At 72.5% G+C, this 22,072-nt stretch carries 20 protein-coding genes and 1 pseudogene; 8 read left to right on the plus strand and 13 right to left on the minus strand.

All coding sequences use genetic code 11. The features are described from left to right. Nucleotides 1-78 precede the first annotated feature (78 nt). On the minus strand, nucleotides 79-963 hold the full coding sequence (locus tag ACGFYV_RS15055) for a LysR family transcriptional regulator (protein ID WP_393878807.1): 885 nt from the start codon (nucleotides 961-963) through the stop codon (nucleotides 79-81). A 119-nt stretch (nucleotides 964-1,082) separates the two neighbouring features. Here ACGFYV_RS15055 and ACGFYV_RS15060 point away from each other — a divergent pair, with 119 nt between their 5' ends. The 5 genes from ACGFYV_RS15060 to ACGFYV_RS15080 all read left to right on the plus strand — a co-directional run bounded on the left by ACGFYV_RS15060 (nucleotide 1,083) and on the right by ACGFYV_RS15080 (nucleotide 6,352). After that, nucleotides 1,083-1,754 (plus strand): succinate dehydrogenase, encoded by a 672-nt coding sequence (locus ACGFYV_RS15060; protein WP_393878837.1) that lies wholly within the window; start codon nucleotides 1,083-1,085, stop codon nucleotides 1,752-1,754. A 2-nt stretch (nucleotides 1,755-1,756) separates the two neighbouring features. Then, nucleotides 1,757-3,715: a fumarate reductase/succinate dehydrogenase flavoprotein subunit gene (locus ACGFYV_RS15065; protein ID WP_393878808.1), complete on the plus strand. Its 1,959-nt coding sequence runs from the start codon at nucleotides 1,757-1,759 to the stop codon at nucleotides 3,713-3,715. Further along, a complete protein-coding gene (locus tag ACGFYV_RS15070; RefSeq protein ID WP_393878809.1) occupies nucleotides 3,712-4,461 on the plus strand; it encodes a succinate dehydrogenase/fumarate reductase iron-sulfur subunit in 750 nt (249 codons plus the stop codon). The genes ACGFYV_RS15065 and ACGFYV_RS15070 overlap by 4 nt, the downstream gene beginning before the upstream one ends. A 257-nt stretch (nucleotides 4,462-4,718) precedes the next feature. Next, on the plus strand, nucleotides 4,719-5,513 hold the full coding sequence (locus ACGFYV_RS15075; protein ID WP_393878810.1) for a GNAT family N-acetyltransferase: 795 nt from the start codon (nucleotides 4,719-4,721) through the stop codon (nucleotides 5,511-5,513). After that, entirely contained in the window at nucleotides 5,513-6,352 is an 840-nt protein-coding gene (locus ACGFYV_RS15080; protein ID WP_393878811.1) for a lysophospholipid acyltransferase family protein, read from the plus strand. Before ACGFYV_RS15075 ends, ACGFYV_RS15080 begins: the two co-directional genes overlap by 1 nt. Before the next feature lie 144 nt (nucleotides 6,353-6,496). Here ACGFYV_RS15080 and ACGFYV_RS15085 read toward each other — a convergent pair. Together ACGFYV_RS15085 and ACGFYV_RS15090 are read right to left on the minus strand one after the other, a co-directional pair. Then, nucleotides 6,497-8,826 (minus strand): annotated as a pseudogene (locus tag ACGFYV_RS15085) (ATP-binding cassette domain-containing protein). A 275-nt stretch (nucleotides 8,827-9,101) separates the two neighbouring features. Continuing rightward, nucleotides 9,102-9,284: an antitoxin gene (locus tag ACGFYV_RS15090; protein ID WP_393878812.1), complete on the minus strand. Its 183-nt coding sequence runs from the start codon at nucleotides 9,282-9,284 to the stop codon at nucleotides 9,102-9,104. 188 nt (nucleotides 9,285-9,472) lie between these two features. Here ACGFYV_RS15090 and ACGFYV_RS15095 point away from each other — a divergent pair, with 188 nt between their 5' ends. Further along, nucleotides 9,473-9,964 (plus strand): hypothetical protein, encoded by a 492-nt coding sequence (locus ACGFYV_RS15095; protein ID WP_393878813.1) that lies wholly within the window; start codon nucleotides 9,473-9,475, stop codon nucleotides 9,962-9,964. Between the two features lie 103 nt (nucleotides 9,965-10,067). On the opposite strand, the gene ACGFYV_RS15100 is transcribed toward ACGFYV_RS15095, so the two are convergent. Then, nucleotides 10,068-10,283, minus strand: a complete 216-nt coding sequence (locus ACGFYV_RS15100; protein ID WP_393878814.1) for a dodecin — start codon at nucleotides 10,281-10,283, stop codon at nucleotides 10,068-10,070. Nucleotides 10,284-10,580: 297 nt separating this feature from the next. Between ACGFYV_RS15100 and ACGFYV_RS15105 the strand changes: the two genes are divergently transcribed. Further along, the gene (locus ACGFYV_RS15105) at nucleotides 10,581-11,837 is read left to right on the plus strand and encodes an extracellular solute-binding protein (RefSeq protein ID WP_393878815.1); all 1,257 of its coding nucleotides are present in this window, start codon (nucleotides 10,581-10,583) and stop codon (nucleotides 11,835-11,837) included. A gap of 98 nt (nucleotides 11,838-11,935) precedes the next feature. Here ACGFYV_RS15105 and egtD read toward each other — a convergent pair whose 3' ends face one another. Genes egtD through egtA form a run of 4 tightly spaced genes read right to left on the minus strand, consistent with a single transcriptional unit; the run spans nucleotide 11,936 to nucleotide 16,387 of the window. Next, entirely contained in the window at nucleotides 11,936-12,898 is a 963-nt protein-coding gene (gene egtD, locus ACGFYV_RS15110; RefSeq protein ID WP_393878816.1) for an L-histidine N(alpha)-methyltransferase, read from the minus strand. Then, a complete protein-coding gene (gene egtC / locus ACGFYV_RS15115; protein WP_393878817.1) occupies nucleotides 12,895-13,710 on the minus strand; it encodes an ergothioneine biosynthesis protein EgtC in 816 nt (271 codons plus the stop codon). Before egtC ends, egtD begins: the two co-directional genes overlap by 4 nt. Then, nucleotides 13,710-15,041 (minus strand): ergothioneine biosynthesis protein EgtB, encoded by a 1,332-nt coding sequence (gene egtB, locus ACGFYV_RS15120; RefSeq protein WP_393878818.1) that lies wholly within the window; start codon nucleotides 15,039-15,041, stop codon nucleotides 13,710-13,712. Before egtB ends, egtC begins: the two co-directional genes overlap by 1 nt. Further along, nucleotides 15,038-16,387, minus strand: a complete 1,350-nt coding sequence (gene egtA / locus ACGFYV_RS15125; RefSeq protein WP_393878819.1) for an ergothioneine biosynthesis glutamate--cysteine ligase EgtA — start codon at nucleotides 16,385-16,387, stop codon at nucleotides 15,038-15,040. Before egtA ends, egtB begins: the two co-directional genes overlap by 4 nt. 274 nt (nucleotides 16,388-16,661) lie before the next feature. Between egtA and ACGFYV_RS15130 the strand changes: the two genes are divergently transcribed. Beyond that, on the plus strand, nucleotides 16,662-17,606 hold the full coding sequence (locus tag ACGFYV_RS15130; protein ID WP_393878820.1) for a TIGR02452 family protein: 945 nt from the start codon (nucleotides 16,662-16,664) through the stop codon (nucleotides 17,604-17,606). 145 nt (nucleotides 17,607-17,751) lie between these two features. Here the strand turns inward: ACGFYV_RS15130 and ACGFYV_RS15135 are convergent, their stop codons facing one another. The 5 genes from ACGFYV_RS15135 to ACGFYV_RS15155 all read right to left on the minus strand — a co-directional run. Beyond that, complete coding sequence (locus ACGFYV_RS15135; protein WP_393878821.1) at nucleotides 17,752-18,198, minus strand: type II toxin-antitoxin system PemK/MazF family toxin; 447 nt, start codon at nucleotides 18,196-18,198, stop codon at nucleotides 17,752-17,754. 151 nt (nucleotides 18,199-18,349) lie between these two features. Continuing rightward, nucleotides 18,350-19,840 carry a flotillin family protein gene (locus ACGFYV_RS15140; protein WP_393878822.1) on the minus strand — a complete coding sequence of 497 codons (1,491 nt, stop codon included), beginning with the start codon at nucleotides 19,838-19,840 and terminating at the stop codon, nucleotides 18,350-18,352. A 132-nt stretch (nucleotides 19,841-19,972) separates the two neighbouring features. After that, a complete protein-coding gene (locus ACGFYV_RS15145) occupies nucleotides 19,973-20,191 on the minus strand; it encodes a hypothetical protein (protein WP_393878823.1) in 219 nt (72 codons plus the stop codon). A gap of 37 nt (nucleotides 20,192-20,228) precedes the next feature. Continuing rightward, nucleotides 20,229-21,662, minus strand: a complete 1,434-nt coding sequence (locus ACGFYV_RS15150) for an amidase (RefSeq protein WP_393878824.1) — start codon at nucleotides 21,660-21,662, stop codon at nucleotides 20,229-20,231. A 208-nt stretch (nucleotides 21,663-21,870) separates the two neighbouring features. Further along, on the minus strand, nucleotides 21,871-22,072 hold a 202-nt coding region (locus tag ACGFYV_RS15155), incomplete at its 5' end, for a transposase (RefSeq protein ID WP_393878825.1).

Below are 22,072 nucleotides of genomic sequence, written 5' to 3' on the forward strand. Positions count from 1 at the left end.
TGTCGCACCCGTTCCCGTGGCCGCCATCAACGTACCGTTCACCGGCCACAGTTGGCCTGTGCCCCAGCGGGGGCGCCCTCACCGCTCCAGCAGCATCCGCTGCAACTCCCTCGCCGCCCGGGGCGGAGCCACATCACTTCGGTGAGCCAGGGCGATGGTCCGGTGCAGCCCGGGCCGGGCCAACGGCGTGACCCGCAGGCCCAGGCCCGTCCGGATCGCCACCATCCGCGGCACCACGGCCACCCCGAGCCCCGCCCGCACGAACCCCAGCACCGCGTCCATCTCACCCCCCTCCACGGCGAACTCCGGCTCGAACCCGGCGGAGCGGCACGCGGCCACCGTCAGCTCGCGCAGGTCGTATCCGTGCCGGAACATCACCAGCCGCTCGCCCTCGAGATCGGTGATGTCGACCACCTGTCCGCCCCGCCCGGGTGCCGGCGCCCCCGGTGAGGACACCACGACGAGGTCCTCGCGCAGCAGCTCCACCGTGGTCAGCGCGGGCGCCGGCGTCGGCAGCGGCAGCACGACCAGCGCGAGGTCGAGGGCGCCCCGGGCCAGCTCCCGCACCAGGTCGTGCGAGCCGCCCTCCTCGATCAGCAGCTGGATGCCCGGATAGCGGTCGTGGAAGGCACGCAGCACGTCGGGCAGCAGGCCGGTGCACAGACTCGGTGTCGCGCCCAGCCGCACCCGGCCCCGCCGCAGCTGCACCAGCTCCTGCACCTCGTGCCGGGCCGTGTCCGCGTCCGCGAGGATCCGCCGGGCCAGTGGCAGCAGCGCCTCGCCCGCGTCGGTGAGGGAGATGTTGCCCCGGGCGCGCAGGAACAGATCCGCGCCCAGCTCCCGCTCCAGCGCCTTGATCTGCTGGGACAGCGACGGCTGTGCGACATGCACCAGCTCGGCGGCCCGGGTGAAGTGCCGGGTCTCCGCGACGGCGACGAAGTACTGAAGCTGCTGGAACTGCATGATGTCACCATAGTGCCTGGCTATCGAAACCAGCCGAACCATGTCTTGGACCGATCGGCGCCCCCGGACCTACCGTCCTGCCCATGGCTCTGGCAACGCGGACGGGCCGACGGCCGTCCATGGCGCGCACGATGTGGGACAGCTCCGTCGGCAAGAAGACGGTGATGGCCGTCAGCGGTGTGATCATGCTGCTGTACCTGGTCGTGCACATGATCGGGAACCTGAAGATCTACTTCGGGGCGGGCGAGTTCAACCACTACGCCCACTGGCTGCGCACCGTCGGCGAGCCCTTCATGCACGAGGAGTGGACGCTCTGGCTGGTCCGGATCGTCCTCGTCGTCGCCGTGGTCGCCCACGCCACCTCCGCGTACCAGCTCAGCCGCCGCGACATCAAGGCGCGCCCCAGCAAGTACGTGCACAAGAAGCCCGGGGCGAGCTACGCCACCCGCACCATGCGCTGGGGCGGCATCATCCTCGCGCTGTTCATCGTCTGGCACATCCTGGACCTGACCACCGGCACCGTGCACAGCGGCGGCTTCCAGGAGGGCCACCCGTACCAGAACGTGGTGGACACCTTCTCCACCTGGTACGGCAACGTCATCTACATCGTCGCGATGCTCGCGCTCGGCCTGCACGTGCGGCACGGCTTCTGGAGCGCCGCCCAGACCCTCGGCGTCGGCAGCCGCGCCCGCGACCGCGCCCTGAAGACCGTCGCCAACGTCCTCGCGCTGGTGCTCACGGCCGGTTTCATCGCCGTACCCGTGGGCGTCATGACCAAAGTGGTGAGCTGACCATGACCGCTTCGTCGCAGTACACCGACTACACGACCGGGGAACCGGCCCTCGACACCAAGGCCCCCGAAGGCCCGATCCACGAGCGCTGGGACACGCGCCGCTTCGAGGCCAAGCTGGTCAACCCGGCCAACCGCCGCAAGCACACCGTGATCGTCGTCGGCACCGGCCTCGCGGGCGGCTCCGCGGGCGCCACCCTGGCCGAACAGGGCTACCACGTCGTCCAGTTCTGCTACCAGGACTCCCCGCGCCGCGCCCACTCGATCGCCGCGCAGGGCGGCATCAACGCGGCGAAGAACTACCGCAACGACGGCGACTCGATCCACCGGCTGTTCTACGACACCGTCAAGGGCGGCGACTTCCGCGCCCGCGAGTCCAACGTGCACCGGCTCGCGCAGATCTCCGTGGAGATCATCGACCAGTGCGTGGCGCAGGGCGTGCCCTTCGCCCGCGAGTACGGCGGCCTGCTGGACACCCGCTCCTTCGGCGGCGTCCAGGTCTCCCGCACGTTCTACGCGCGCGGCCAGACGGGACAGCAGCTGCTGCTGGGCGCCTACCAGGCGCTGAGCAGGCAGATCGCGGCCGGGAACGTGGAGATGCATCCGCGCACCGAGATGCTCGACCTGATCGTCGTGGACGGGCGGGCGCGCGGCATCGTGGCGCGTGATCTCGTCACCGGGAAGATCGACACGTACTTCGCGGACGCCGTCGTCCTCGCGAGCGGCGGCTACGGCAACGTCTTCTACCTGTCGACCAACGCCATGAACTCCAACGCGACCGCCGTCTGGCGGGCGCACCGGCGCGGCGCCCACTTCGCCAACCCCTGCTTCACCCAGATCCACCCCACCTGCATCCCGCGCACCGGCGACCACCAGTCCAAGCTGACGCTGATGAGCGAGTCGCTGCGCAACGACGGCCGCATCTGGGTGCCCAAGGCCAAGGGCGACACCCGCCCGGCCAACCAGATCCCCGAGGACGAGCGCGACTACTACCTGGAGCGCATCTACCCCTCCTTCGGCAACCTGGTCCCGCGCGACATCGCCTCCCGCGCCGCGAAGAACGTCTGCGACGAGGGCAGGGGAGTGGGACCCGGCGGCCAGGGCGTCTACCTGGACTTCGCCGACGCGATCACGCGCATGGGGCGGGCGGCCGTCGAGGCCAAGTACGGCAACCTCTTCGACATGTACCAGCGGATCACCGACGAGGATCCGTACGAGGTGCCGATGCGGATCTACCCCGCCGTGCACTACACCATGGGCGGACTGTGGGTCGACTACGACCTCCAGACCACCGTCCCCGGCCTGTTCGCGGTCGGCGAGGCCAACTTCTCCGACCACGGCGCCAACCGGCTCGGCGCCTCCGCGCTGATGCAGGGCCTCGCCGACGGCTACTTCGTCCTGCCGGCCACCATCAACGACTACCTGGCCCGCAACCCGCACCAGGAGACGGTGACCGACCAGCACCCGGCCGTCCAGGAGGTGCTGGCCGAGACCGAGGACCGACTCCACCTGCTCCTCGCCGTCGACGGCGACCGCACCCCCGACTCCTTCCACCGCGAACTCGGCGAACTGATGTGGGAGTTCTGCGGCATGGCCCGCACGGACGCCGGACTGCGCAAGGCACTTGAGCGCATCCCGCGGATCCGCGAGGAGTTCTGGCGGCGCATCAAGGTGCCCGGCACCGGCGAGGAGTTCAACCAGTCGCTGGAGAAGGCCCACCGCGTCGTCGACTACCTCGAACTCGCCGAGCTGATGTGCCTCGACGCCCTGCACCGCGCCGAGTCCTGCGGCGGCCACTTCCGCGAGGAGTCGCAGACCCCGGACGGCGAGGCCGCCCGCAGGGACGAGGAGTTCTCCTACGCGGCCGCCTGGGAGTTCACCGGCACCGGCGCCGCCCCCGTCCTGCACAAGGAAGACCTGGTCTTCGAGTACGTCCACCCCACCCAGCGGAGCTACGCATGAGGCTCACCCTGCGCGTCTGGCGGCAGAAGAACGCCGCCACCGAAGGCGCCATGTCCACGTACGAGGTGGACGGCATCTCCCGTGACATGTCCTTCCTGGAGATGCTCGACACCCTCAACGAGGAACTGATCCTCAAGGGTGAGGACCCGGTCGCCTTCGACCACGACTGCCGTGAGGGCATCTGCGGCGCGTGCTCGCTCGTGATCAACGGCGACGCGCACGGCCCGGAGCGCACCACGACCTGCCAGCTGCACATGCGGTCCTTCGAGGACGGCGACACGATCGACATCGAACCGTGGCGGGCCGCCGCCTTCCCGGTGATCAAGGACCTCGTCGTCGACCGGTCCGCGTTCGACCGGATCATCCAGGCGGGTGGTTACATCACCGCCCCGACCGGCGCCGCGCCGGAGGCCCACGCGACGCCCGTACCCAAGCCGGACGCCGACTTCGCCTTCGAGCACGCCGAGTGCATCGGCTGCGGGGCGTGCGTGGCCGCCTGCCCGAACGGCGCGGCGATGCTGTTCACCTCCGCGAAGATCAACCACCTGAACGTGCTGCCCCAGGGCGCGCCCGAGCGGGAGACCCGGGTGCTGGACATGGTGGCGCAGATGGACGAGGAGGGCTTCGGCGGGTGCACGCTCGCCGGTGAGTGCGCCACCGCCTGCCCCAAGGGAATCCCGCTGGTGTCCATCACGAGCATGAACAGGGAATGGCTGCGGGCCACCCGGAAGGCGGGAAAGAGGTAGCGCCGGCGCTCGTTGCGGAGCGCAAACGTGAACGTTCGCCGACATGAGGGCGGACCGGCGGGGTCGGGAGAGGTGCTCCTTCCGGCCCCGTCTGGTTCTCCCCCGGTGATCGCCCACGCGCCGTTCAACAAGCCCACACCCACGCTCCGGTCCTCGGTCACGCGGAGGCCAACCGGCGTCGGAAGAACAGGACAGGCAGCCCGGACCGACGGTCTGCCGCCCCCCGCCGACCGCGGCCCGTGACCATGGAGAGTCCCATGACCGGCGTCACCACGCTCGACCGTCCTCCGCAGCCAGAGGCGCCCACCCGCTACACCGTCACCCTCGCCCGCGACGAGGCCGACGTCCGCGCCGCCCAGCGGCTGCGGCACGAGGTCTTCGCCGGCGAGATGGGCGCCCTGCTGGCCACCCCGCAGCCCGGACTCGACATCGACCCCTTCGACGCGTACTGCGACCACCTCCTGGTGAACGACACCGTCACCGGGCAGGTCGTCGGCACCTACCGGCTGCTGCCCCCCGAGCGTGCCGCGGTCGCCGGACGACTCTACTCGGAGGGCGAGTTCGACCTCACCGCGCTCGACGGGATCCGGCCGGGCCTTGTCGAGGTCGGCCGCTCCTGTGTCCACCCCGACCACCGAGACGGCACCGTCATCGGACTGATCTGGGCCGGCATAGCCCGCTACATGGTCGACCGGGGCCACGAATGGCTGGCCGGCTGCTGCTCCGTGCCGCTCGCCGACGGCGGCGCGCTGGCCACCGGCACCTGGGAGCGGGTGCGCGCCAAGCACCTGGCGCCCGAGGAGTTCCGGGTACGCCCCCTGCTCCCCTGGATCCCGGACGCCGACGTCCCGGCCGGGCACGCACCTTCTCTCCCGGCCACCCGCCAGGAGCTGCCGGCCCTGCTGCGCGGCTACCTCCGCCTCGGCGCCTGGGTGTGCGGCGAGCCCGCGCACGACCCGGACTTCGGGGTCGCCGACCTGTACGTGCTGCTGTCGATGCGCCGGGTCAACCCGCGCTATCTGAAGCACTTCCTCTCCCTCGTACCGGCCTGATGAGCGTCTGGCTGCCCGCCGCGCCCTGCACCCCGGGCGCCTGTGTGGAGCCGGCCGTGCCCGCGGCGGCCGTACCCCGTGCCGTGCTGCGGCTCACGACGGTCACGATCCTCATGCTGGCCGGGATCGTGCTGGCCCCCCTCGGCGGGCGGATCCCCGCCGAGTGGGTCAGGCGGTGGTGCCGGACGATCGTGCGGGCCATAGGGGTCCAGGTCCGCGTCACCGGCACCGCCGCACCGGCCGGCGGCATGCTCCTGGTCGCCAACCACGTCTCGTGGCTGGACATCCCGCTGCTGGCCGCCGTACGCCCCGCGCGGATGCTCGCCAAGACCGAGATCCGGCAGTGGCCGGTTGCGGGCGCGCTGGTCGCGGGCGGCGGGGCGCTGTTCATCGAGCGTGACCGGCTGCGCGCCCTGCCCGGCACGGTCGCCCGGATCGCCGGGGCCCTGCGGGAGGGCGCGGCCGTGGTCGCCTTCCCGGAGGGCAGCACCTGGTGCGGCCGGGCCCACGGCCGCTTCCACCGGGCCGTGTTCCAGGCCGCGCTGGACGCGGGCGCGCCCGTGCAGCCGGTGCGGCTGCGCTACCGCCAGGAGGGCGGAGCGGTCGCGAGCACCGCGGCCGCGTTCGTCGGCGAGGACACCCTGCTCGCCTCCCTGTGGCGGGTGGCCCGCACCCGGGGCCTGGTGGCCGAGGTGGACGTACGTCCGCCGATAGACCCCGGCACCCACCCGGACCGCCGCTCCCTCGCCCGAGCCGCCCAGCCGGTCGACCCGGAGCCCAACTGGACCCACGCCGCCCTGGTGACCCCGTCGTCGACCGCCCCGGTCACGGCGGCATGACCGGCATGACCGGGAGGGCCGTGGCGGGGCGCGCGGGTGTCAGGGCATGACCGGGGAAGGCCGTGGCAGGACCGGGGGAGGCCGTGCCATGAACCGGGAGCGTCAGGGCAGGACCGGGGGAGGCCGTGCCATGAACCGGGAGCGTCAGGGCATGACCCGGGCGAGGAAGGGCGCCGTCGCGCTGCCTTCCGCCGCCGCCACCCGCTGCGGCGGACCGGCCGCCACGATCCGCCCGCCCTCGTCGCCGCCGCCCGGACCCAGGTCGATCACCCAGTCCGCGCCGGCGACCACCGTCATGTCGTGCTCGACCACGACGACCGTGTTCCCGGTGTCGACCAGCCCGTGCAGCCGGTCCATCAGCACCTCGACGTCGGCCGGATGCAGACCGGTCGTCGGCTCGTCGAGCAGATACAGGGTGTGCCCGCGACGGCCGCGCTGCAGCTCGCTCGCCAGCTTGATCCGCTGGGCCTCGCCGCCCGACAGCTCGGTCGCGGGCTGGCCCAGGCGCAGATAGCCGAGACCGACCCGAGGAGCGTGCCGAGGCTGCGGGCGGCGGCCGGGACGTCCGCGAAGAACTCCGCGGCGGCCTCCACGGTCAGGTCCAGCACCTCGGCGATGTTCCGCCCCCGGTACGTCACCTGAAGGGTCGCCGGGTTGTAGCGGGCGCCGGCGCAGTCCGGGCAGGGCGCGTACGTGCTCGGCAGGAACAGCAGTTCCACACTCACGAACCCCTCGCCCTGGCAGGTCTCGCAGCGCCCTCCGCTCACGTTGAAGGAGAACCGCCCGACGCCGTAACCCCGTTCGCGCGCCTCCTCGGTGCCGGCGAACACCTTGCGCACGACGTCGAACAGGCCCGTGTAGGTGGCCAGGTTGGAGCGCGGTGTGCGCCCGATCGGCCGCTGGTCCACCCGGACCAGCCGGCCGACACCGGCCAGGTCCTCGCTCAACTCGCCGATCAGGGTGGACTTTCCGGACCCGGACACGCCGGTGACGGCGGTGAACGCGCCGAGCGGGAACCCGGCCGTCACCGCCCGCAGGTTGTGCCGGGTGACCGGGCCGACCTCCAGCCAGCCGCGCGGCTCGCGCACGGGGCGCGCCGGGCCGGGGGACTCGTCGAAGAGGTAGGCCGCCGTCGCCGAGTCCCGCACCGACGCCAGCTCGGCCGGCGGTCCGCTGTACAGCACCCGCCCGCCGTACTCACCGGCACCGGGCCCGATGTCCACGAGCCAGTCGGCGCCGCGCACCACCTCCAGGTGGTGTTCCACCACGAACACCGAGTTCCCGGCCTTCTTCAGCCGGTCCAGCACGGTGAGCAGGGCCTCGGTGTCCGCCGGGTGGAGTCCGGCGGACGGCTCGTCCAGCACGTACACCACGCCGAACAGACCCGAACGCAACTGGGTGGCGAGCCGCAGCCGTTGGAGTTCGCCCGCCGAGAGGGTGGGAGTGGTCCGGTCCAGGCTGAGATATCCGAGGCCCAGTTCGACGACGGGCGCGATCCGGGACCGCAGATCCCCGGTCAGCACACGGGCCGCCTCCGTGGTCCCGTGCAGCACACCGGCCAGTCCGGTCAGCGGCAGCGCCGCCAGTTCGGCGATGGTGCGGCCCCCGAACGTCACCGCCAGCGCCTGTGGCCGCAGCCGGCTGCCCCCGCACGCGGGGCAGGGCGCACTGGCGAGGAACCGCTCCGCCTTGGCCCGCAGGGTCGCGGACCTGGTGTCCGAGAACGTCTTCAGCACGTACCTGCGGGCGCTCATGTACGTGCCCTGGTACGGCCGTTGGATCCGGTCGGCGTCCCGCACCGGGTGGACGGTGACCACCGGCTGCTCGTCCGTGAACAGGATCCACTCCCGCTGCTCGGGGGGCAGCTCGCGCCAGGGCCGGTCCACGTCGTGGCCGAGCGTGTCCAGGATGTCGCGCAGGTTCTTGCCCTGCCAGGCGCCCGGCCACGCGGCGATCGCGCCCTCGCGGATCGACAGCGCCGGGTCGGGGACCAGCAGTTCCTCGGTGGTGCGGTGCACCTGGCCGAGGCCGTGGCACGTCGGGCAGGCGCCCGCCGCCGTGTTGGGTGAGAACGCGTCGGAACCGAGCCGCTGCGCGCCCGGCGGATAGTCACCGGCCCGCGAGAACAGCATGCGCAACGAGTTGGAGAGATTGGTGACCGTGCCCACCGAGGAGCGCGAGCCGGGGGCCGAGCGGCGCTGCTGCAGCGAGACCGCGGGCGGCAGGCCCGTGATCTCCTCCACGCGGGGCGCCCCTACCTGGTGGATCAGCCTGCGCGCGTACGGCGCGACCGACTCGAAGTAGCGGCGCTGCGCCTCGGCATAGACGGTGCCGAACGCCAGCGACGACTTGCCCGAGCCGGACACGCCGGTGAACACGGCCAGCACGTCCCGCGGGATGTCCACGTCGACGCCCTTGAGGTTGTGCTCGCGGGCACCGCGGACGCGGACGTACGGATCATGGGGGCTGTGCATCGGGGAGAACTCCGTACGGGCCTGCCGGGGCGTGGACAAACCCTGCGATCCTAGGGGGTGTCGTTTGATCATCCCGGCGTCGCGGGGTCTGGCACGCACATCTGCGGCGTTGTCGTCACTCGCCGATGCTCCGCATCGACTCACTCCTCCGCCTTGCATCTGCACGCACCAGACCCCGCTCGGGTCGGCCGGTCCGCACTGTCGGTCCCGGCCGGCCTGATCCAAACGACACCCCCTAGCCCCCGCTCCCAGGACTTCTGCTGCGGAGGGTCGTCCTACTGCGGAGGGTTGTCGGTGTCCCTCAGCTGCCGCTTGAGGGCGTCCTGACCGGTGTCGACCTGGCCGCTGTACTTGCCCTGGGTCCTCTCGTCCACCATGTCGCCCGCTTTGTCGATGCCCTTGTCGGCCTGTGACTCGTGGCCCTTGAGCATCTGCTTGAGCTTGTCCATCATGGACATGGCAGCCCTCCTCGTCGGTTGAGGCTTCCTCTCCCAGGGTCCCCGGCCCCGGCCCGGTTCGCATCTCGGGTCGTGCGGGAACGGTCGAGGACGGAGAACCTGGTCCGGCCGATCACTGCGCTCACACAGGGGCCAACACCGCGAGGGCCCAAGGATTCCCGGGGGCGCCCGCGGTTAGGGTTGAGCCCGTGACAGACAGCAGTGGGCGCCCGGTCGCCGTGTTCGATCTCGACAACACCCTCGCCGGCACCGCGCACCGCCAGCACTTCCTGGAGCGCAGACCGCGCGACTGGGACGGGTTCTTCGCCGCCGCGCCCGCGGATCCGCCGCTCGCCGAAGGGGTGGCGCTCGCGCTGGAACGGGCCCGGGAGTGCGAGATCGTGTACCTCACCGGGCGGCCCGAGCGCTGCCGGCGCGCGACGCTCGACTGGCTCGCCGGGCACGGGCTGCCCGAGGGGCGCGTCCATATGCGGGGCAACGCCGACCGCAGGCCCGCCCGGTTCACCAAGCTGGAGATCCTGCGCCGGCTCGCCCGCGACCGGGAGGTGCGTGTCCTCGTCGACGACGACGAACTCGTCTGCGACGACGCCGAGCGGGCCGGATTCACCGTCCTGCGGGCCCGCTGGGCCGACCGCTCCGCCGCGCTGGAGGACGCCCAGGAGCGCGAGGGCCGGACCTGAGGGCAGGGAGTGAGGGTAGGGAGTGAGGGCTGGACCTGAGGGGTGGGACGGAGGGGCGGGGCGGAGGGGCGTGCCGGGGTGGTCCGTTTTCCGGTCCGCTCGCTCAGTCCGACTCGTCCAGGCGGAAGCCCACCTTCATGCACACCTGGTAGTGCTCGATCCGCCCGTTCTCGATCTGGCCGCGGACCTGGGAGACCTCGAACCAGTCCAGGTTGCGCAGGGTCTGGTCGGCGCGGGCGATGCCGTTGCGGATGGCCTGGTCGATGCCCTCGTGGGAGGTGCCGACGATCTCGGTGACCCGGTAGGTGTTGTTCGTCATGAGGGTGCTCCTCTCCGCCGTGAGGGCGCCACGCTGTGCCCGCGCCTCACGGACGCCGTGACCGGGGTGTCACGCCGTAATCCACCGTGCCGTATCCTCGCCCGTCGCGCGAGGCGTCGCTTCCGTGCCCCTGCGTGACCGCGGTACAGCGTGATCGCCGGTACCGCCTGACCGCTTGACCAAAGCATTGGTCCATACCAAAATCCAGCACACCCGTACGAGCCCCCGTGCTCGTCCCCCCACGTCGGGCCTCCCACCCTGTCCGCACCGCCCATGCCAGACAGAACAGGACCGCTCGTGAGACGTCGTCTGCTCGCCCTCCTCTGTGTCACCGGTTCCCTCGTCAGCGCCTGCGGGGTGCTGCCCGGCACGCACGAACGGCACACCGTCACCGTGTGGTTGATGAAGGACAGCGCCTCTGCGGACTTCCTGTGGCGCTTCACCGAGGACTTCGAGCGCACCCACAAGGACCAGCGCCTCGACATCCGCATCCAGGAGTGGACCGGGATCGTCGACAAGGTCGGCAAGGCGCTCGAACCCGGTGCGAAGGACGCCCCGGACGTCATCGAGGTCGGCAACACCCAGGTCCCGCTCTACGTCGACGGCGGCCGGCTCGCCGACCTCACCCTGGAGTCGGTGCGCGATTGGGGCCAGGAGCACTGGCTGCCCGGCCTCGCCGAGCCGGGCAAGGCCGGCAACTCGCAGTACGGCGTGCCCTGGTACGCGGCCAACCGGGTGGTCATCTACCGCAAGGACCTCTTCGAGGCGGCCGGCATCACGCACCCGCCGAAGACCCGCGAGGAGTGGCTCGCCGACACCGAGAAGCTCGATGTGGGCGACGACCAGGGCATCTACCTCGCCGGGCAGGACTGGTACACCCTGTCCGGCTTCATCTGGGACGAGGGCGGCGACCTCGCCACCGAGAAGGACTTCGAGTGGCGCGGCGCGCTGGACACCCCCGCCGCGCTGCGGGGCATGGACTTCTACCGCAGGCTCCAGGCGCTCGGCGACGGACCCGTGGACGCCGACGAGGAACACCCGCCCCAGGCAGGGGTGTTCGCCGGCGGCACGGTGGCGCAGATCATCGCCGTGCCGGGGCTCGCCGCCTCCATCGTCCAGCAGAACCCGGAGCTGAAGGGCAGGATCGGCTTCTTTCCGGTGCCCGGCAAGAGTGCTGCCCGGCCCGGCAGGGTGTTCACCGGCGGATCCGATCTCGTCGTCCCGCGGAACACCGACGACCAGTTCGCCGCGACCGACGTCGTCGGGGCGCTGGTCGGTGCCAAGTGGGACACCGAACTCGCCCGCACCATGAACTACGTGCCCAACAAGACCACCCTCGCGGGCGCGGTGGCCGGGGAGGAGGGGGTCGCCGCCATGGCGGCGGGCGCCGCGCACGGCCGGGCGACCCCCAACTCCCCTCAGTGGGCGGCGGTCGAGGCCGACAACCCGATCAAGGGGTACATGACCAAGGTGCTGAGCGGCGCCGACCCGGCGACCGCGGCCCGCCAGGCCTCCCGCCGGATCACCGACGCACTCGCCACGTCACTGGGCTGACCGCACCGGAGCACCGCCGCCCCGCCCCGCCACCTCACCGCCGTGCCGCCGCACCGCCACGCCACCTCACCGCCGCACCGCGTCGCAGGAGCACCGCCTCACCGCGCCACGCTCAGCGACAGCGCGAAGCGGCCCTCGGAATCCGTCCACCACCGGGTCAACTCCAGGTCGGCCTTGGCGAGTTCCGTACTCACGCCCTCCCTGCGGAACTTCGCCGACACCTCGGTGCGCAGGTCCTCGCCCGCCGCGAAGTCCACGGCGAGGTCGAGGGCCGGCACCTTGACCGTCTGCGCCGTACGGGAGCGCAGCCGCATCTCGATCCACTCCCGCCGCTCGTCCCACAGCGCCACGTGGTCGAAGGCGGCGAGGTCGAAGTCGGCGCCCAGCTCCCGGTTCACGACGGCCAGGACGTTCTTGTCGAACGCGGCCGTCACCCCGGCCGCGTCGTCGTACGCGCGCACCAGGACCCGTTCGTCCTTCACCAGGTCCGTGCCGAGCAGCAGGCCGTCGCCCGGGGTGAGCAGGGAGCGTACGGAGGTGAGGAACTCGGCGCGTTCGGCGGGCAGCAGGTTGCCGATCGTGCCGCCGAGGAAGGCCACCAGCCGGGGTCCGGGCGTGACGGGCAGCGCGAGCGGCGCGGTGAAGTCGGCGATCAGCGCGTGCACGTCGAGTCCGGGCCGCTCCCCGATGAGCGCCTGCCCGGCCTGGACCAGGGCGCTCTCGCTGACGTCGACCGGGACGTAGGCCTCCAGCGAGGTCAGCGCGTCGATGAGATGGCGGGTCTTCTCCGAGGATCCGGAGCCGAGTTCGACCAGGGTCCGGGCGCCGCTCGCGGCGGCGATCTCACCGGAGCGGGCGATCAGGATCTCCCGCTCCGCCCGGGTCGGGTAGTACTCGGGCAGTTCGGTGATCTGCTCGAACAGCTCGCTGCCCCGGGCGTCGTAGAACCACTTGGGCGGCAGCCACTTGGGCTGGGCGGTCAGGCCGTCGCGGACGTCGGCGCGCAGCGCGGCGTCCGTCGCGTCCTCGGGCAGGGTGCGGGTCACGTGCAGGGGGCTCACGTACAGGGCTCCTTCGGTGAGGGGGGCGCCGCCGCTCGAACGGGGTCGGGAGTGGGGGAGGTCGCCGGGTCCCCGGCCGGGGCGAGGTGCACGCCGGCGAGGCTCGCGGTGAGTACGGTGCGGTCGGGGACCTCCTGCCAGAGCGGGTCGTCGTCGTACGGCTCGGAGGCGACGACCACGCCGCGACCGGGCTCGGCGCGGTACCACAGGCTGTCGCCCCAGGCGGTGGCGGTGATGGTGTCGCCGTCGGTCAGGAGAAGGTTGAGGCGGGCGGCGGGCGCGGCCCCGCTCAACTGGCGAACCGTTTCCGCAAGGGCTCGGTCCGGTGTGTCACCGGCGCCGAGCCGGTGCAGGACCAGCGCCCAGACGAACGCCGAGTCGGTGCGCGCCTCCATGGAGAGCAGCTCGACCGGGGGCAGCGAGGGCACCAGGGGTGCCGCCGCGTCCGGCCAGCCCGGGATCGCGCCGTTGTGGCTGAACAGCCACCGCCCGGCCGCGAAGGGCGCCGCGGCGGCCTCGCCGTCCGCGCCCGCCAGGGTGGCGTCGCGGACGGCCGCCAGCACGGCGCCCGAGCGCACGACCCGGGCCAGGTCCGCGAAGGACGGGTCCGCCCAGATCGGCCCGGCCCGCCGGTAGCGGGCCGGCACCGGATCGCCCGGGGCGTACCAACCCACCCCGAAACCATCGGCGTTGACCGTCCCGAACCGCTGCCGGCGCGGCGCCCACGACTGCCGGAACAGGCTGTGCGGGGGTTCCACGAGAAGCCGGCCGAGCGGCTCCTCGGGCCCCAGGCAGGCGAGGTGACGGCACATCAGACGGACTCCGAACGAGCGGTGCGGAACCCGGAGAAGATCTGCCGGCGGATCGGGTAGTCCCAGTTGCGGAACGTGCCCCGGCAGGCCACCGGGTCCACGGCGAACGAACCGCCGCGCAGCACCTTGTGCTCGGGGCCGAAGAACACCTCGGAGTACTCCTTGTACGGGAACGCCGTGAACCCCGGGTACGGCAGGAAGTCGCTCGCCGTCCACTCCCACACGTCGCCGATCAACTGCCGTACGCCGAGCGGGGACTCGCCCTCCGGATAGCTGCCGGCGGGGGCGGGCCTGAGGTGCCGCTGGCCCAGGTTGGCATGCTCGGGGGCCGGGTCGGCGTCGCCCCACGGATAGCGCCGGCAGCGGCCGGTGGCCGGATCGTGCCGGGCCGCCTTCTCCCACTCGGTCTCGGTGGGCAGCCGGCGCCCGGCCCAGCGGGCGTAGGCGTCCGCCTCGTACCAGCACACGTGCAGCACCGGCTCGTCGGGCGGCACCACCTCGGTGACGCCGAAGCGGCGCCGCAGCCACTGCCCGCCGTCCCGGTGCCAGAACAGCGGCGCCGTGATCGAGTGCCGGCGGATGTGCGCCCAGCCCTGCGGCGACCACCAGCGCTCGGTGGCGTAGCCGCCGTCCTCGATGAACGCCTGGTAGGCGGCGTTCGTCACCGGGGTCGTGTCGATCCAGTACGGTGCCACCTCGCGCGGGTGGGCCGGGCGTTCGTTGTCCAGCGCCCAGGGCTCGTCGGAGGTGCCCATGGTGAACGGGCCGCCGGGGACGAGGACTTCGGCCGGGCCGGTGAAGACGGGCACCGGCTCCGGGTCGGGCGCGGTCAGGGCCTGCGGTCCGCTGCGCAGCTGATGGGTGATCAGCATGGTCTCGTCGTGCTGCTGTTCGTGCTGCGCGATCATGCCGAAGGCGAACCCGGCCTCGGTCAGCCGGGTGCCGTGGAAGTCCGCGCCCTCCAGCAGGTCCAGAGCCCGCCCCCGCACCTCGGCCGCGTACCGCCGGGCCTCCTCGGGCGCCAGCAGCGGCAGCGAGGGGCGCTCGGAGCGCGGGTGCTCGAAGGCGTCGTACAGGTTGTCGATCTCGGGCCGCATCGCCTCACGCCCGCCGACCCTCCGCAGCAGCCACAGCTCCTCCTGGTTGCCGATGTGGGCGAGGTCCCACACCAGCGGTGACATCAGCGCAGAGTGCTGGGCGGTGAGGTCGGGGTCCTCGACGCAGCTGGTCAGCAGCGTGGTGCGGGCGCGGGCCGTGGTCAGGGAGGCGAGCGCGCGCTCGCGCAGCGCCTCCGGGCCGGCCGTGGGCGTCCCGGTCTGCGGGGCGGTCATGTGCGCAGTCCCTTCGTTCCCGGAGCACGGTGCGTCCCCGGGGCTCGGTTCGTCGCCGGGGCGCGGTGTGCCGCGCCGCGCGGGCCGTCCAGCAGCTCGTCGGCCGGGCAGCGGCCCCGGACGACGTAGCGGTCCAGGTGGTCCGCCACGGCCTCGACGACCGCGGGGGTGGCGCCGAGCCGCGGCAGGGCGTGCAGCGCCGCCGTGAAGCAGGTGACGGCGGCCTCGCGGATCTCCGGGTCGGTGAGCCCGTGCCGGGCCGCGTCGACCCACAGCGGGTTGTGCGGCGCGGGCAGGTTCGAGGACCGCTCGGCCAGCGGTTTCACGGCCTGGTGCGCGACCTCGGCGGCCTCCGGGTCGTCGAACAGCGCCGCGGTCACCGCGAGCGGCACGATCCAGCCGTCGTCGCCGGGCTGAGCGTCGATCATCCGCAGCTCCAGGTGGCCGCGGGGCCGCACCGGCGGGAACAGGGTGGTGAGGTGGTAGTCGAGATCGGCGCGGGTGGGCGGCCGGGGCGAGCGCGAGCGGGTCCACTCGCGGAAGGTCAGGCCCTCGGGCACGTCCCAGGGCCCGTTCTCGCGGCGCACGCACATCACCGGGGAGTCCAGTACGTGCCGGGCCCAGCCGGCGCGCGGATCGCCGTCCGGCGGGGGAGCCCCGGCCCGGTCGGCGCCTATCTCCATCCACATCAGCTGGCGGGTGGACCGCCAGCCGGTGGGTCTGCCGGCCGACAGCGGGGAGTTGGCGAACGCGGCCACCAGGACCGCGCCCAGCTGGTGCGCCAGCCACCAGCGCCGCTCGTGCCCGAGGGGGCCGGGGCCCTCGTACCCGGCGTCCAGGCAGACCTGCACGGAGGCCGAGGCGCACATCATGTGGCGGCCGGCCCTGCCGGTGCGGTCGAGGCACGTCTCCATGGCGTCGTAGCGCGCCTCGCGCAGGAACCGGCGGGGTGCGTGCCAGGGATCGTGACCGACGCCGAGAAGTCCCAGTCCGTCCTCGGCGAGGACCGCGCGGACGGCGTCCAGGTCGGCCGAGACGGTGTCGACGCACTCCATGAGGGAGGCGGCGGGAGGCGAACTCAGCTCCAGCTGGCCACCGGGCTCGATCGTGAGCGGCGACTTCAGGGGCACGGTCCGCAGGGTGGCGTAGGCCGCTTCGAGTCGTTCGGGTGTCACCGGGAGCTGCGGCGGACGCAGCTCTTGGACGAGCCATTCCACCTCCACCCCGACGGTGCGGGGCGGGCCGGTCTTGAAGCAGATGCCCTGGACCAGGGCGTCCACCTCTGCCTCGGTGACGGCGGTGTGCGACTCCGTACAGTCACCACCATCGTTCAATGAGTCGGACATGTCGGGATCCTCCTGAGATTCCACCATGCCACGGGCCGCGTGTTCGGTGGGCCGGGCAGGAACTCGTCCAACCCAAGACCCTCGAATCGAATCGCACAAGGGTGCGCAACGGGACGTTCGGGATCGGTCATCTCTCCTTTCTTGCGTGTTTCCGCCCGGTCCGGGCCCAGGAAACTCCGTTGCACCGCAGCACCAGCATCGCCCAGGATGCGTGCATGAGCACGACGGGGGAGATCGCGCGGGCCTCGGTCATGGCGCCCACGGGGGTGGCGCCATGAGCGCGCGGCTGCCGGCGAGTGAGCCGAAGGGGCGCGCCGGTGTCGAGGGGCTGAGCACGGTCGGGCCCACGACACCGGCTGGAGCGCCCCGGAGGCGAACGGAAAGGCAACGCGTCGCGGCGGAGACGGAGCGGATCGTGGAGGCGGGGTTCTACCGGGCCCCGAGCGGCCGGGAGGTCGTCGTCGGGGCGGCGGTCGAGGCCGCCCGGACCGGTACGCGGATGTACGGGCCCGAGCCGGTGGAGGTGCCCTCCGTGACTGCGCCGTCGGTGCCCGCGACCGACACGTTCTTCGAGGTCACCGGTGAGAGCACGCTGGAGGCCGCCCGCCGGCTGGCGGACGCGCGGACCGGCGCCCCGGTGGCCGCCCTGAACTTCGCCTCCGCCCGCAATCCCGGCGGCGGGTATCTGAACGGCGCCCAGGCCCAGGAAGAGGCCGTGTGCCGCGCCTCCGCGCTGTACGCCTGTCTGCTGGAGGCCCGCGCCTTCTACGAACACCACCGCGCCCACCGTGACCCGTTCTACTCCGATCGGGTGATCCACAGCCCGGCCGTGCCGGTCTTCCGTGACGACCGGGGCCGGCTGCTGGCGGAGCCGTACCCCGTCGGTTTCCTGACGGCGGCGGCCCCCAACGCGGGTGTCGTCCGACGCACGGCCCCGGAGCGCGTCGGTGAGATCCCGGCCGCCCTCGCCCGGCGCGCCGGGCGCGTCCTGGAGACCGCCGCCGCCCACGGCTACCGGCGACTGGTGCTCGGCGCGTGGGGCTGCGGCGTGTTCCAGAACGACCCGGCGCAGGTCGCGGGCGCGTTCCGGGCCCTGCTCGGCCCCGGCGGCCGATTCGCCCGCACGTTCGAACATGTGGTGTTCGGTGTGCTGGACCGTTCGCCCGGGGCGACGACCCGGGAGGCGTTCGCCTGGGAGTTTCCCGGCCGGATCCCGTGACGGCGGCGCCCGGGTCACGCGGTAACCCGGGGCACACCGCAGCTCGCGCCACGCCGTAGCTCGCGTCACCCCGCGTCACACCGCAGCCCTGGTCACGCCGTAGCGGACGGAACCCGCCGTAGCGGATCCCGCCGGTTCGCTTCCGTCAGGTCCAGCCGTAGCGCTCGTGGAGGCGCCGGCGGACCAGGTCGAACCGCATACGGTCCAGGGCGCACGCCTCGCGGCGCATGCCGTCCTCGTGCAGCCGCAGCACACGGTCCACGTCCACCCACGAGTCGCGGCCCGTCCGGTCCCAGGGGCCGCTGCCTATCGCCACCCACTCCCGGTCACCGTCGTGCCGCTTGCTGGACAGCTGCACGGCGAGCAGGGTGCCTGCCGCCTCCCGGGCGACGACCAGTACCGGGCGGTCCTTGCCCCGGCCGTCGTTCTCCTCGAACGGCACCCAGGTCCAGACGATCTCACCCGGGTCGGGGTCGCCGTCGTGGGCGGGGGAGTACTCGGTGTGCACCCGGCCGACCTCGTGCGGGTCGGCCTCGGTGGTGGCGTGGGGGCCGTGGCGGCCGGGGACGTTCTCTTCGGTAGTCGTACTCACGGGACGCACCCTAATGGTCCTCCTCGAAGGAGCAACGGGCGCCCGGTGCCTCGCAGGTTGAACCGCGACGGCCCGAGGCGACGCCCGACGGCCGGGGCCCCTTGTGAGGGGACCCCGGCCGTCATGGGCGCACCGGACGTCGCCGGACCCGCTAACCCTCCTGGTCCACGGGGACCTTCTGCGACGGCGGAGAGGCCGTCGTCCCGTTGAGCGACGGCGTGGTGCCCTTCGCCGCCGGTCCGTTCTGGTTCATCGAGGCCAGCAACTGTCGGGCCAGGCCGAGGCCCGTACCGCCCATCGTGAGCGCCTTGGCGAACAACTCGGCCATGCCGTCGGCGCCGTTGAGCAGCACCATGTTGTCGACGTTGCCGAAGGCCGACGCGCCGGCCTGGACGATCTCCGGCCAGTTCTCCGCGAGTTGCTGGGCGACGACCGCCTCCTGGTTCTCGGCCAGAGCGGCGGCACGGGCCTTGATGGCCTCCGCCTCGGCGAGACCCTTCGCCCTGGTCGCCTCGGCGGCTGCCAGACCCTTGGCCTGCGCGGCGGCTGCCTCGGCCTCACCGGTGGCCCGGGTCGCCGCCGCGGAGGCCGTACCCCGGGTCTTGGTGGCCTCCGCCTCGGCACCCGCGGCCTGCTTGACCCGGCTCGCCTCGGCCGCGGCGGCCAGCTCCGTCTCCTTCGCCTTGGCCTCGGCCCCCGAGATCCGCGCGTCACGCTCGGCCTCGGCCAGCGTCCGCTTCTCGTAGGCCTTGGCATCGGCGGGCTTGCGGACGTCCGCCTGGAGCTGCTGCTCCCTGCGGTGGGCCTCCAGTTCGGCGACCCGTGTCTCCTGGACCACGACCTCCTGCCGGGCGGCGGCGTCGGCGAGCGGGCCGGCCTGCCGGGCACTCGCCGCCGCCTTGTCCCGCTCGGCCTGGTAGCCGGCCTGCAGGATCTCGCTGTCCCGGGTGGCCTGCGCCATCCGGGCGTACGACTGCTGCTCCGCCTCGGTGGCCAGACGGTTGGCCTCCGCCTGCGCGATGCGCGCGTCCCGCTGGACGGCGGCAGCGTGCGGCATGGCGAGGTTCTGGATGTACCCGGTCGGGTCCTCGATCTCGTGGATCTGCAGCGAGTCGACGATCAGGCCGAGCTTCTCCATCTCCGTACCGCAGGCCGCCCGGGTCTGCCCGGTCAGCTTGTCGCGGTCACGGATCATGTCCTCGACCGTCAACCCGCCCACGATGGAACGGAGATGACCGGCGAAGACGTTGTGGACCCGCTCCGACATCAGCCGCTGCTGGTCCAGGAAACGACGGGCCGCGTTGGCGACCGAGACGAAGTCGTCGCCCACCTTGAAGATGACCACGCCCCGCACCTTCAGCGGAATGCCCTGGTGGGTCACGCAGTCCACCTGCAGTTCGGTCTCGTTCAGGTCGAGGGAGAGCTTGCGCACCGCCTGCACACCGGGCAGCACCAGCGTGCCGCGCCCGGTGACGATGCGAAATCCCATCCCCTCCTCGAGCCCCTCGGTCCGGTGCTTGGAACCGGAGATGATGAGCGCCTCGTTGGGTTCGGCGACCCGCCACATCAACTTGAACAGACCGATCAACACGAGAACGGCAACGACGGCCGCCCCCGCAACGACGCCGACAACCATCGGCATACGCCCCCTTTGCATGGTGCCCTTCCGGCACCGACGAAGGGAGTGTGCGCCTGCGCCGAGCCCGCGTGAAGACACTGGCCGACCCTTGTTGCCATCTTGACGCCTACCGCTCTCACCTGGTGCGGAGCATGCTCAACTGTCGTAGGCGGCCGTGACGTAGACGGTTCTCGGGGGCAGGTGCTCGACCACCATGACCACGGTGCCCGGCGTGATCCGGGCCGAGCTGTCGGCCGCGTACGCGAGGAAGTGCTCCGCGCCGCCGCGCACCCGGACGATCACCTCGCCGACCAGCCCCGGCCCGATCGTCCCCGTCACCCGCCCCATGAGCCCGACCATCGACGCATCGTCCATGACTTCAGGGTAGGGCCTGACCGGCCCGTGTCGACCGTCAGGCACATCGTGCGGCGGCTGTCGCCGGTCCGTCTGTCTGCCGCGGCCACTTCTCGAACCAGCGCAGCTCCTCCTCCAGTTGGGCGGCGACGCAGACCAGCAGCGGTTCGCTGTGGGCGGGACCGAGCAGCTGGGCGCCGACGGGGAGGCCGTCGGCCACGAACCCGGCGGGCACGTTCACGCCCGGCCAGCCCAGGACGTTCCACGGCCACGCGTACGGGCAGGCGGCGATCATCGCCCGGTCCGTGGCGAACCCGCCGAGCTTGCGCAGGGCGCCGATCTCGGGCGGCGGCGCGGCGGTCGTCGGGGCGAGGATCACGTCGTACGAGGAGAAGAACGCGCCGATCCGGCGGCGCAGGACCTCCTCGGCGCGCCGGGCCGCGCGCAGCGGGGCGCCGCTCAGCAGCCGGCCGAGCCGGGCCGCGTCCCGGGTGCGGGGGTCGAGCAGCGCGGGGTCGGGGGCGTCGCGGACCCACTCGGAGATGCCGACGGTGGCACGCGGGACGAAGGTCAGGCCGATCTGCCCGTAGGGCGGGTCGGCCTCCTCCACCGTGTGCCCCAACCCGGCCAGCTTTTCGGCGAGTTCGACGATCCTGGCCCGGATCTCCGGCCGCAGGCGGGCGGGTACGGCGGTGAACGGCGGCTTCAGGGACAGGGCTATGCGCAGCCGGCCGGGGTCGCGGCCGACCGCGTCCGACACCGTGAGCGGGGCCGGCCGGTGCGGGTCCCGGTCGTGGTTGCCGGCCGCCGCGTCCAGCAGCAGCGCCGCGTCGGCGACCGTACGGGCCAGGGTGCCGTTGACGGTGATGCCCTGGAAGGACTCGCCCCGCGGCCAGGTCGAGATGCGCCCGCGCTGCGGCTTGATGCCGATCAGATGGGTCCAGGAGGCCGGGATCCGCACCGAACCGGCGCCGTCCGAGCCGAGCGCGGCCGGGACCAGACCGCCCGCGACGGCGGACGCCGAACCGCCCGAGGAGCCGCCCGGGGTGTGACCGGTGTGCCACGGATTACGGGTCTCCCCGAACGCCGGGCCCTCGGTGAACGGCCACTGGCCCAGCTCACAGGTGTTCGTCTTGCCGATGATCACCGCCCCGGCCGCGCGCAGCCGCCGTACCGCCTCCCCGTCCTCGGCGGCCGGCGGGAAGTCGCCCCGGCAGCCGAACGCCGTCGGCTCGCCCGCCACGTCCATGTCGTCCTTCACCGCCACCGGCACACCGAGCAGCGGGCGCCGCGCCCCGGCGGCCAGTTCCCGGTCGGCGGCCTCCGCCTCGGCGAGTGCCGCCTCGGCGCGTACGACCCGGAACGCGTTCAGCGTCGGCTGCGTGGCCTCGATACGGGTCAGCGCCCGCTCCACCAGCGTGCGCGAGGTCACCTCCCCGGCGGCGAGGGCGCGAACGGACTCCGAAAGGCCTGTGGCGCGGTCGGTCATCATGGGCGGGAGCACCTCCGGGAGCGTCCGGACACCTTGTCTACCGCACGGTAACGTCACAGCCGTGACCGGAGTACAGCTTGAGCACACCTGGTTTTGCGGGAGGTATTTGAGCGGACCCGGTTCCGCGGGAGGCCGGGGACGCGCGGAGGGGCCGGAGCCACGCGGGATGTTGTTGGGTAATCCCTGGCTCTGATACTTCGCCCCGTCGTTATGCGGCGGGGCGAAGTGCTGCCGGTGGGCTGGTCCGAGTGTGGGCGCGGGGTGTGTCGGTGAGCCAGGCGTTGATGCGGGTGAGGTTGATCGCGGCGCCGGTGGGCTGGTGCTGGAGGCTGGTCTTGCCGAGTCCGCGGTAGCGGGATCTGCGCAGGCCGCAGGCTTGCACTCCGTGGGAGATGGTTCCTTCGGCCCCG

The sequence above is a fragment of the Streptomyces sp. NPDC048297 genome (assembly GCF_043201585.1).
Taxonomy (GTDB): Bacteria; Actinomycetota; Actinomycetes; order Streptomycetales; family Streptomycetaceae; genus Streptomyces.